Raw genomic sequence first — 12,032 nt, forward strand, 5'->3', positions numbered from 1 at the left:
GGGCACTATCATAGGATATAATCCTAATAATCAGCGATTTTCTTACAAATCCAGGATCTTCTATCAGGGTTTAATTCAAATCAGTCGCATGGCGACGAAAGATCATCTAGCCAGAGATTAAAATCTCTGGAAATAATTGGCGAGAGGTCCTTCCCAGTCCCATCGAGACGGCCCATATGAGTTGATTAGCTCTTCGGAATCCGCGATAGAGATTGAGAGTAATTCCGAGGCCTTAACGTGGGGTTTGCAGTCCAAATGAAATCATGAGTGCTTTATTTAACCATTCAGCTCTAAACCCTTCCCTAAGGCCATGGAAACATTGAACTCTGAACCTTCTCTTCCATACCTACTGCATGGAAAAGCACCATGTATCTTTTTCTACCTATCTCAAATCCCTACGGGATTTTAATTAGTCTCCCTATCATTCCGTCAATCAGCAATCTTCGTGAAGGCGCGGTGGGTCGTCGTGGCAGCGGGGTGTGGGTTGATTTGTGGGGGGAAGCTTAGCCACGACAAGGCTTTTGGTTACTTTTTGCCTAAAAAGTAACGAGAGAAAAGGTTCTACCTAGCTCTAATCCCTACGGGGTTAAAATTAGCCTTATTCACAAATCTAAAATAAGCGAAGCTCCAAAGGGGAGTTGCCCCATATCTTGCCGATGGCATATCTTCTATATCTTGAAAAATATCTTTTCAAGCTTTTCACCAAAACGCAATTAGGGCTATAGAATCCTTCAAAATCCACTTTCTCTCCCAGAACAGCTAAAAACAAAAAGCCCCGCAAATCTTAAACTTGCAGGGCTAAATCATTAATAATTTATTCTATAACAACTCATTGGCCAAATTGGCCAATTCAGACCGCTCTCCTTTCTCTAACTTGATATGAGCATAAAGAGGATGGTCTTTGACACGATCTATCAAATAAGACAAGCCATTGGACTGAGAATCCAAATAAGGTGTATCTATCTGATGAACATCCCCAGTAAATACAATCTTGGTATTTTCTCCTGCCCTAGAGATAATCGTCTTGATCTCATGCGGAGTCAAATTCTGGGCTTCATCCACGATAAAGAAGATATTGGACAAGGATCTACCACGTATATAAGCCAGTGGCTGAATTACCAACTTTTCCTGATTGACCAATTCAGTAATTTTCTGGTATTCCTTATCGGTTTCCTTATACTGATTTTGGATAAATTTCAAGTTGTCCCATAGCGGCTCCATGTAGGGATTCAACTTGGACTTGATATCTCCTGGCAAATACCCGATATCCTTATTGGATAGGGGTACAATAGGTCGAGCCAAGAATATTTGTTTATAATCTCTCCGCTGCTCCAAAGCACCTGCCAAAGCAAGCAAAGTTTTACCCGTACCTGCTACTCCCTGAATCGAAACCAATCTGATATTGGGATTGGTGATGGCATTCAAAGCGAATGTTTGCTCAGCGTTCTTTGGCTTAATATTATACGCCAGTTTTTTATCCACCCGCTCCAGAATATTCTCTTCCGGATTGTAGTAGGCCAAAACTGAATTTTTATCGCTTCTTAGAATATAATAAGCGTTAGCCTTTCGCTTACGCGTGCCTAATACCTCTTTGGCGTCAATATAACCAGATTCATAAAGCTTATTGATAGCAGCCGGATCTACATCATCCAACATATACTTTCCGGTATTTTCAAGCTCATTGATGTTCTTGATCTTACCGGTTTCATAGTCTTCTGCATGGATCTCCAGGGATTTTGCCTTTAGTCGCAAATTGATATCCTTGGATACCAAAATGACCTTTCGGTTTTTCTCGTGCTCCTTCAAATAAAGAGCTGCATTGAGAATCTTGTGGTCATTTTTTTCCTCTCCAAAAATCACATTGGCATTGAGTTTATTCTCCGGATTCATCAATACCCGGAAATTACCCTTGGACTTTCCATTCAATGGAGTCCACTCATGAATCATATGGTCTTGGGAAAGCTTGTCCAACAAGCGTATAAACTCCCGCGCCTCGAAATTTTTGGTGTCATTGCCCTTTTTGAACTGATCCAGCTCTTCCAATACGGTAATCGGAATCACTACATCATGTTCGGCAAAATTCATAATGGAATTGTGTGCATACAGGATCACAGATGTGTCCAGCACAAAAATTTTCCGCTCTTTTTCAGCTTTGGCTCTAGGCATGTGCAGGATGTTATTAGTGGTAATTGGTATGATATAAGTTAGAAAAATATATCTGAGAATATCACTTCAGAGGAATAAAAAATAGTTAAAACTTATCAAGTATGATGTAGGTCGCTGAAATTCAATTTTTTAAAATTTTTGAAATGATTTACTTACCACAGAAGATGGGTTGTCAATGGTTATTGGTTATTAGTTATTGGGGATTGAAACAAAAGCCTGGTGAACTATTTGACTTTTAAAAAATCTCCTGCGATGAATAGAGGAAGGACAGCAGGCTAAAACCTATGATTCCTAAGCTTTATCTAAAGTTTTAAAAAATCTCACAATTCTCCGAAGAAGCCACGTATTTTACTCTATCTACCTGAATTGATCTAAAAGCAATTCGCCTTTTACAAAGGGGGCAAGGAGGGATTCTAATGAAAAATCAATCACCTAATGATCAAATAATTTTCAAACAAAGCAGGAGGAATTAAACTAGCTTTTTCAACAATCAAATACTCTGAATGGTAAGGTTCCACCCTTCATACAAGGCTTAATCCAACAAGGCAGCAATATCTTCCTGATCCAGACTTTTCATAAAGCTTTCTTCCGTTGATATCAATTCTCCGGCCAATGCCAGCTTACGGTTTTGCAAAGCCATAATCTTTTCTTCTACGGAGCCTCTACTGATAAATTTATAGATAATGACTTTATTTTCCTGTCCAATTCTATGCGCTCTGTCTATTGCCTGAGCCTCCACAGCTGGATTCCACCATGGATCCAATAAGAATACATATTCCGCTTTGGTCAGGTTTAAGCCAACACCACCGGCTTTTAGTGAAATCAAAAAGACCTTCACATCCTCCTGCTCCTGGAATTTTTCTACCTGAGCTTGTCTATCCTTCGTGGAACCATCTAAGTAGGAATAGGTGATCCCCTGCTCCTCCAAATATTCTCTGACAATGGAAAGATGTCTCACAAATTGACTAAATACCAATACCTTGTGCCCTTCCGAAATAGTGGACTGCAGCATGTAGGTGATATCCTCCAATTTTCCGGACTCTCCTTTGTAATCCTCTCGTACCAGTTTCGGGTGATTGGCAATCTGCCTCAATTGAGTCAATCCTCTCAACAAGGTAAATTGCTGCGCACCTCTTCCAATCAGGGAACTCTCCCCAATGATCTTCTCCCGATAATAAGACTTCACCTCCTCGTAAACTTTCTCCTGCTCCTCGGTCATGGCAGAGTACTTCACATTGGTAATCTTCTCAGGAAGATCAGTGGCTACCTGAGATTTGAGTCTCCTCAAGATGAAAGGCTTGATCATGGAATGGAGCTTGATGGCTTTGTCCTTATCATTCTGCTTTTCTATGGGTTGAAGAAACTGCTTTTTGAAAGAATTCTGATTTCCCAATAATCCCGGATTCACAAAATTCATCTGAGACCAAAGATCCATAGTACCATTTTCAACAGGAGTACCTGTCAAAATCAGCTTTTGCTTAGACTTCAATTTATTGACAGCATTTGCAATATTGGAACCGGGATTTTTGATGGCCTGGGACTCATCCAAAATGATGTAATTGAAGTAAAAATCCTTCAAAATATTGATATCCAAACGGGTAATACCATAAGAGGTTAGCACCAAATCGTAATCCCTGAATTTCCAGGGATCTTTGATTCTCTGGGTTCCTGTATAAACCAATATTTTCAGTTCGGGGGTAAACTTTCGAGCTTCCAGTTCCCAGTTGTAAATCAAGGACGTTGGCATGACTAACAAGGAACAGAAACCCGGATTCTCCTGCTTTTCATGGGCAAGCAAGGCCAGGGTTTGAACCGTCTTACCCAAACCCATATCATCTGCCAAACAGCCTCCGAAACGGAATTCATTCAAAAATCTTAACCAATTGTAACCTGCCTTCTGATAAGGCCTCAATTCGCCTTCGAAATAATCCGGCAATTCATAATCATCGATGGCCTCAAAATCTCGTAGCTTTTCTAGCTTTCTGGTAAGCGTCAATTGCACCAGATTACCCTCCTCCAGCTGCTTGGCCAAAGCCAAATGATGCTTGCGCATAATAATGGAATCTTGGGTTGTCCCTTCCTCCATAAAGGAAAACAACTCTGAATAATTGACAAACCAGGATGCAGGAATTACGGCAATCTCTCCGTTGGGCAATTCAAAGTCCGTCTTACCCTGCATAATCAGCTTGCGCACTTTAGCAAATGGCACCAAATAGATCCCAAACTTAATCTGCGCCTTGACATCAAACCAGTCAATGTTTTCATTGACCTCAATGTCAATATTTGCTCTTCCTAGATGATAAACCTTACCAGAGGCATTTTTATGCTGAATGATTTTAATTTTCTTTTCTTCCAGCGCATCTTCATTTTCGCCAATCCACTCAAATGCTTTGGACTTGGGGAGGGCTACTTTTCCATCTCGGAGCTCCAAACCCAGATCTTTCAGGAATTTGCCAAAAGACTTTTCTTTTTGAAGACTACGTATCGTCTTTTTGAATAAAAATTCCCCGTCTTTTTCGATTAAGGATACTGAATTGCCCACTGAGCTATCCGTACCTTTTTCAACAGGAAAGTCTGAATCACCATATTGAAAACGGAGCTCAAATATGATTTTGTCCTCTTCCAGTGGCTCTCCTTCCTCACCAAAAAGATTTGCTCCTTGGTTTCCTGGAAGCTCCTGAATTTTCAGCAAAACCTCGGGAGTACCTCTGTCAATCGTGATTTCAAATCCTCTCGCATCTACATCGTATTGAGTCAGCATAGGAGCCATAAACTTCCTGAAATAGGTAGGCTCCATTTTCTTATCGATGAGGATAAATTTCTTATTCAAAAATGGCTGCAACTTCTTCCCATCTATATCTTTTTCAAAGTGAAAAAGCTGTGAATTCACAATCAACCAAGCAGGCTCTTTACAGATCAGGTAACCTCCTTTGTATTGCCAATCCAGGCGCTCTCCTCTAAACTTGATGGTGGGATAATAATGGGTATTGTCAGGATTTTTATGAAAATGAAAGATGACAGTTGCCCGTTCAGCATTGATCTGAATCTCTTTCCAGGCTGGATTTCCATCACTTCCCATTTCAAAAAGTCTTTTGCCAATAAGCAGCGGTAATATCTTGGACCGTTGAATCTCCAACCTTGCCTCCACCAAGGCTTGAGTATTCTTGTCTTCGGTCTTAGGATCAAAAATCTTGGTTAAATAGTCCTTTGGACGAATATTTTTCTTTTTGGGAATGAAGCTCTTGATCACTTCCTCAGGCTGCATGGCATCCATCATCTTGATCAGCTTGTAGTCCCTTTCATCTAAACCGGAATCGAATTCTTTGGCATTGGCAGAACTGATATTTTGAAAAGCATAGGAAAGCCTGTCCTTATCATCCAGCTGCACCACAAAGGATTCAAATAATAATCCTAGAAATTCATGATTAAAAATAGAATATACGATCTGAAAGGGCTTGTCAGAATCTACAATCATAAAATTAGAAGATCAGGAATTGCCTACTCAAACAGGGGTTTTGAGCAAGACAAATACGGTGAGAGTTGAGTTTTTTTGAAATAATCAGCTTGTAAATTAATAAAAATCCGGGCAGAAATGGATTGATATTGGCCTTTTTTAGAAAAATTGACAAAAAAATGCCCGTTTCTTTAAAAAAAACAGGCATTAATTATATTTATTCCTGAATCTCTACCTTTTCTTCAGGAACTTTTTCTTCCTCTTTTTCCGGGAAAAATCTGCTCTGAAAAATCAAAATAATAGCTACTCCCACGAATATAGAAGCATCCGCCACATTGAAAATAGGCCAAAGTGCCGTGTATTGACCACCCCAAAGAGGTAACCACTCCGGCAAATAGCCTTCCCAAATATCAAAATAAAACATATCTACCACCTGCCCATGAAACCAGGGAGTGGGTGCATCATAAGGAGCATTATTTAACCAAACACCATAAAATATAGAATCTACTAAATTACCTATTGCACCTCCTAATATCATAGCAATACATACTATAAATACAGGATGATTTTTCTTTTGAATTATATAATACAGATAATAACCTATTCCAAACATAGCTATCAAGCGGAAGCTGGTCAAAATCATTTTACCATATTCTGTGCCCAACTCCATCCCAAAAGCCATTCCTGGATTAGTGGTATAGTGGAGCTTAAACCAGTCTCCAAAAATCTGAATCTGTCCTGGAGTGCCAAAGTCCATTTGAAAATGAACGAGCATCTTCACCACCTGATCCACTACAATCACCAAAAAGGCAATCCCGAAGTATTTAATGTATTTGTTCATCGTTTCCTGTTTGCTATTTAGGCTTTTTCCACCAAAACAGCCAATTCAAAATCATCCATGTCCAGGATAGTCCCGGTACTTGCTTCTTTGCTGACTTCCAAACTCAAAGCCTGCGTTTCGGACTGAATGTAATCCCCAAATCCTCCTACGGATTTATTGACCAATTCATTGGTGTCCGCTACTTTGATTCGGATTTTATCCTGCACTTCCAGGCCCATGTCTTTTCTGAGGTTCTGTATTCTGTTGACCAAGTCTCTCGCTACTCCCTCTTGCTTCAATTCATCGGTCAAGGTTACATCCAGAGCCACAGTCACTCCGGCATCAGAAGCTACGGACCAGCCCGGAATATCTTGAGAAGAAATCAAAACTTCCTCCAAAAGCAACTCAATGGTCTCTCCTTCTACTTCTATCGGGTATTTACTTTCTCGCTCAATTTGGGCAATTTCTTCCTGCCCCCAAGACTTGATTGCGGCAACGACGAATCTCATCTTAGGCCCCAGTTTTTTACCCAAAACAGGGAGATTAGGTTTTACATCTTTCACCAAAACTCCGGAAGCATCGTCAATGAACTCAATCTCCTTGATATTCACTTCGGATTTGATTAAGTCAGCTACGTGCTCGATTTGAGCCTGAACTTTCTTATTCAATACAGGAATCAAAATTCGCTGTAAAGGCTGACGCACTTTCAGCTTTTCCTTTTTCCTCAAAGAGTGAACCAGGGAAGAAATCGTCTGAGCCAAATCCATGCTTTCTTCCAGATCTTTATTGATCAGAGTTTGGTCTGCAGATACCCAATCAGTCAAGTGAACAGATTCTTTTCCAGCTTCACCTGCTTCATTCAGATTTTTGTACAACCAGTCAGAATAGAAAGGAGCAAAAGAGGACATCAGCTGCGTCAAGCTTAACAGACACTCATACAGGGTCTCATAAGCCGCTTGCTTGTCTTGGTTCATATCGCCTCTCCAGAATCGTTTTCTGGCTAATCTAACATACCAGTTGGATAGCTGATCCACAGTAAAGTTCATGATGGCACGGGTTGCCCTTGTGGCATCGTAATTATCCATCGCTTCCTCCACTTCTGTGATCAAAGACTGAAGCTTGGAGATAATCCACTGATCCAACTCAGCTCTTTGCGCCACCGGAACGGCTTTGGTTTTGTCATAGACAAAAGCATCCAAATTGGCATAAAGTGCAAAGAAGTTGTAGGTATTCTGCAGCGTTCCGAAGAAGCGTCTTTGTACCTCGGTTACTCCATCTAAGTTAAATTTGAGATTATCCCATGGATTGGCATTGCTCAGCATATACCATCTCAAGGCATCCGGACCATATTCTTTCAAGGTTTTGAACGGATCCACTGCATTGCCCAATCGCTTGGACATCTTATTTCCGTTTTTATCCAAAACCAGCCCGTTGGCAATTACATTTTTGAATGCTACTGAATCAAAAAGCATCACCGCAATCGCATGCAAGGTAAAGAACCAGCCTCTTGTCTGATCTACCCCCTCTGCTATGTAATCGGCCGGGTAATTTGCTTTGAAAATATCCTCATTTTCGAAAGGATAATGCCACTGTGCATATGGCATAGCTCCTGAATCAAACCAAACATCAATCAAGTCCGGTTCACGAAGCATTTGCTCTCCTTTATCAGAAACCAAAATCACATCATCCACATAGGGCCGGTGTAGATCCAGTTCCTTTCCTTCATAAGGAGACTTTTTCATAAATCCGGCTGCGATAGATTTTTCTATTTCTGCTTCCAATTCGGCGATAGAGCCTATGCACTTCTCTTCGCTTCCATCGGAAGTTCTCCAGATTGGCAGAGGTGTACCCCAGAATCGGGATCGGCTGAGATTCCAGTCTACCAGATTTTCCAGCCAGTTGCCAAAGCGACCTGTTCCGGTTGCTTCAGGCTTCCAGTTGATGGTCTTATTAAGCTCCACCATTTTGTCTTTGAAGGCCGTAGTTTTGATAAACCAGGATTCCAAAGGATAGTATAATACAGGCTTATCAGTTCTCCAGCAATGTGGATAACTGTGCTCATACTTCTCAACCTTAAAGGCTTTGTTTTCATTTTTTAGGATGATGGATATGATCACATCGGTATTTTTATAATCCGTCGCGTTCTCATCATCTTCCGTATAGTTTTTCACATAAAAATCATCCACTCCATATTGCTTATGAGCGGTGATTTCATGCTCCTTCATTTTTGCGGCCAGGTATTCTCCTACTACCGGGAGAAACTTTCCTCTTTTATCGACTACAGGGATATCATTTCCCAATTCATCCTGAACAAAAATGCCTGGCACATTATTCTGAACCAAGGTTCTAAAGTCATCTGCACCAAATGCTTTGGCCAGGTGTACGATTCCTGTACCATCTTCCGTGGTCACATAATCCCCGGAAACTACCGTAAAGGCCGGATGAGGCAAAGCCAAGGATTCGATCGGGAATAATTGCTCATACTCCCAACCTAACATATCCTTTCCCTTAAACTCCTCCACTACTTCGTAAGGAATCAATTTATCACCTGCCTGATAATCATCCAGCTTCAGTTCTGCAGCTTTTGGGTTCAAATAAGCGCTCATTCTGGCTTTTGCTAAAATCACAAAAGCAGGCTCATGGGTATAAGGATTGAAGGTTTTCACCTTCACATAATCCAGATTTTCACCAATAGCCAAAGCGGAGTTGGATGGTAAAGTCCAAGGCGTAGTCGTCCAGGCTAGGATGTAAGTATTTTCCTGTCCTTTTAGCTTAAACTGTGCAGTGATAGAAGTATCCTTTACATCCTTGTAGGTACCCGGTTGGTTGAGTTCGTGGGAACTCAATCCCGTACCAGCCGCAGGTGAATAAGGCTGAATGGTGTAGCCCTTATACAAAAGCCCTTTATCATAAAGCTTTCTCAGCAAGCTCCAAAGCGTCTCGATGTACTTGCTGTCGAAGGTGATATAAGGATCATCCAGATCCACCCAATAACCGATTTTCTCAGTCAGGTCATCCCATTCGTTTTTGAAACGCATCACCGTTTCCCGACACTTTTTATTGTATTCCTCTACGGAAATCTTCTTTCCGATATCTTCTTTGGTGATGCCCAACTCCTTTTCCACTTGGAGTTCCACCGGCAATCCATGCGTATCCCAACCACCTTTACGTTTTACCTGAAAACCTTTGAGCGTTTTGTATCGGCAAAAGATATCCTTCAGCGTTCGGGCCATCACATGGTGAATACCCGGGGTACCGTTTGCAGACGGAGGCCCTTCAAAAAATGTAAAAGTCTCGGCTCCCTCCCGGTTGGCGATTGATTTTTCGAAAATTTGATTCTTTTTCCAATACTCCAAGACTGACTCTCCTATTTGAGGGTAGTCAACCTGTTTGAATTCCTGATACGTTTTCACAGCCAATATTTGTCGAATGATTTGGATGTCGGGTTTTTTGGGCGTGCCCCCGCCGAAAAGGGCGGGGTCGGGCTATCCGCTCTTATCCTCCTGCTACGCAGAATGGATACCGCTTCTATCCCTCACGCGGGGCATCCCGCTCAAAACAAGCCACAAAGATAGCAGAAAAGCGCTTTTCTAAGAAGTAAAAAGTAAATACATGATGGACTCTGAAAAATAGAGACTCTGCATGAGAAAAGTTAGACCCCTGTAGGGTCACGATTATCATCCTCAAAGTCATCAAGAAGGAATGGAGCGCTTAAATTCTTGAACGCCTAACACTGCTCTGCAGAAACCGACAATCCAACCACGAAGTGGTTGAACCCCTCAATAACCGCCAGTGAAACTGGTGGACAAATGGTATATATACCATGGCCAAGCCCAACTCTGAAGGAGTTGAACTCTGTACACAATAAAGTTTGACCCCTTCAGGGTCAGGATAACAAGATCGGCCGCTTCCTTTTCCACGGGTTGCACCCGTGATTATTATAAAGTTCAATCCTTTCAGGATTGTCAACTGTGCTGCAGATCCGATTTCTTCAAAAGAGAAAAAATTGAACAACTCTAACTTAAATTTTCAAGATAAAATTAGTTGAAAAATCACCAACCTATAACCAACCACGAAGTGGTTAAACCCCTCAATAGCCTCCAGTGAAACTGGTGGTAAAAGAAAGTCCATATACCCCGGTGCATCCCAACTCTGAAGGAGTTGAACTCGTTACTCCCTTAAGTTCAATCCTTTCAGAATTATTTCACTAAGCACTGACTTTTATCAGTTCCAAACACCAATTTGATCAAAGGATATGATCAGAATCATTCGTAACTTATAGGACATCAATGAAGGAAGACCATGAAAATCAATGCTAAAATACTCTTGATGACAGATTTTTCGGATGTAGCGGGGTTTGCCCTTTTTTATACCAAGCAACTGGCATCCAAACTCAAAGCCAAAGTAGAGGTAATGCATATCCTCAGCACTCCGGTGGATTGGGTAAGGCTGGACAAGGATAAGGAAAAGTTTTACCCAGAAACACTGAATGCTATTGCCAATGCGAAATCCAACCTTTCATCAATAGTCAATGATTTAGAAAAGCAGGGCATCAATGCCTATTCTTCATTAATCTACAGTTTTGGTTCGGAGACGGTATTTGAGCATGTTCAAAATGCCAAACCGGACTTGGTGATAATGGGATCCGAAGGCAGAGGAGCAAAAAAACCCTTTTACCTTGGCTCTACTGCCCAAAAGGTACTTAGAAATATTAAAACTCCTATCCTGATTGTAAAGGAGGAGCCTGCTCACAATGAGATCAAAAAGATTGCATTTCTATCTACCTTGGAAAAAAGTCAAAAGCCTATTTTTAAAAAACTTAAAAAACTGGCAGACTTATTAGGAGCACAGCTGGATTTAATTTTTATCAATACTCCCTATCATTTCCATGAAAGTGCTGAGATTGATGAAATGTTCGATGAGATGTTGGAGTCAGATAATACCACACAGCATTTCTTGATCAATGCAAAGGATCCCGAAAATGGAGTTATCTACTATGCTGAAAACCATCAACCTGATTTTTTAACTTTAGCTAAAACAGAAAAATCAGGACTAACCAAATTCTTCAATCCAAGCCTAACAGAAAATTTGGCCAAAACGCATAATTTTCCTATTCTTTCAATTTGCCTAGAGGAATGAATTGCCTCGTCAAGAAAAATCTGATTAAATGGTTGAATTAGAGATTAAAGTGATCACAAAATGAAACTTAATTTTTTTGAAAATGTTCTCTTTTAAGATAACTTTGAATGGATGGTCAGGAGAATTATTTTTTATGAAAATCATTTTATTGAATTTTATCAAAACCTAGATATTAAGGCAAAAAATAAAGTTCAATATGTTCTGGAGCTTATCAAGCAGGTCGAAAAGGTGCCTGAAAAGTTTCTAAAACATCTAGAAGGAACTAATGGCCTTTATGAAATAAGAATAGAGTATCAATCAAACATTTACACAATTTTCTGTTGCTTTGACGAAGGTAAATTAGTTATCCTCTTTAATGGGTTTCAAAAAAAATCTCAAAAAACTCCCAAAAAGGAAATCGAAAAAGCTGAAAGACTGATGAAAGATTATTTTGAATTAAAAAAAAAATGAGAG

Annotated in this window: 6 protein-coding genes; 2 read left to right on the forward strand and 4 right to left on the reverse strand. The window is 40.5% G+C overall.

Going from position 1 to position 12,032, the window contains the following annotated elements; all coding sequences use genetic code 11:
- Positions 1–819: 819 nt before the first annotated feature.
- The 4 genes from FL972_RS18520 to ileS form a co-directional block, all read right to left on the reverse strand.
- Positions 820–2,166: a PhoH family protein gene (locus FL972_RS18520; protein WP_144607470.1), complete on the reverse strand. Its 1,347-nt coding sequence runs from the start codon at positions 2,164–2,166 to the stop codon at positions 820–822.
- A gap of 532 nt (positions 2,167–2,698) precedes the next feature.
- Positions 2,699–5,641 carry a DEAD/DEAH box helicase gene (locus FL972_RS18525; protein ID WP_144607471.1) on the reverse strand — a complete coding sequence of 981 codons (2,943 nt, stop codon included), beginning with the start codon at positions 5,639–5,641 and terminating at the stop codon, positions 2,699–2,701.
- Between the two features lie 196 nt (positions 5,642–5,837).
- Positions 5,838–6,461 carry a lipoprotein signal peptidase gene (locus FL972_RS18530; protein ID WP_144607472.1) on the reverse strand — a complete coding sequence of 208 codons (624 nt, stop codon included), beginning with the start codon at positions 6,459–6,461 and terminating at the stop codon, positions 5,838–5,840.
- Positions 6,462–6,478: 17 nt separating this feature from the next.
- The gene (gene ileS / locus FL972_RS18535; RefSeq protein ID WP_144607473.1) at positions 6,479–9,853 is read right to left on the reverse strand and encodes an isoleucine--tRNA ligase; all 3,375 of its coding nucleotides are present in this window, start codon (positions 9,851–9,853) and stop codon (positions 6,479–6,481) included.
- An 889-nt stretch (positions 9,854–10,742) separates the two neighbouring features.
- Here ileS and FL972_RS18540 point away from each other — a divergent pair.
- Together FL972_RS18540 and FL972_RS18545 are read left to right on the forward strand one after the other, a co-directional pair.
- Positions 10,743–11,579 carry a universal stress protein gene (locus FL972_RS18540; RefSeq protein WP_144607474.1) on the forward strand — a complete coding sequence of 279 codons (837 nt, stop codon included), beginning with the start codon at positions 10,743–10,745 and terminating at the stop codon, positions 11,577–11,579.
- Positions 11,580–11,690: 111 nt separating this feature from the next.
- Entirely contained in the window at positions 11,691–12,029 is a 339-nt protein-coding gene (locus FL972_RS18545; protein ID WP_144607475.1) for a type II toxin-antitoxin system RelE/ParE family toxin, read from the forward strand.
- Positions 12,030–12,032: the final 3 nt, after the last annotated feature.

This window comes from Algoriphagus algorifonticola, from assembly GCF_007655305.1.
Classification (GTDB): domain Bacteria; phylum Bacteroidota; class Bacteroidia; order Cytophagales; family Cyclobacteriaceae; genus Algoriphagus; species Algoriphagus algorifonticola.

What these genes read in the sequence shown, in the direction of transcription:
- FL972_RS18540 (WP_144607474.1), top strand. Translation starts at nt 10,743, where the DNA reads ATGAAAATCAATGCTAAAATACTCTTGATGACAGATTTTTCGGATGTA.
- FL972_RS18545 (WP_144607475.1), top strand. Translation starts at nt 11,691, where the DNA reads ATGGTCAGGAGAATTATTTTTTATGAAAATCATTTTATTGAATTTTAT.
- FL972_RS18525 (WP_144607471.1), bottom strand. Translation starts at nt 5,641, where the DNA reads ATGATTGTAGATTCTGACAAGCCCTTTCAGATCGTATATTCTATTTTT.
- FL972_RS18520 (WP_144607470.1), bottom strand. Translation starts at nt 2,166, where the DNA reads ATGCCTAGAGCCAAAGCTGAAAAAGAGCGGAAAATTTTTGTGCTGGAC.
- FL972_RS18530 (WP_144607472.1), bottom strand. Translation starts at nt 6,461, where the DNA reads ATGAACAAATACATTAAATACTTCGGGATTGCCTTTTTGGTGATTGTA.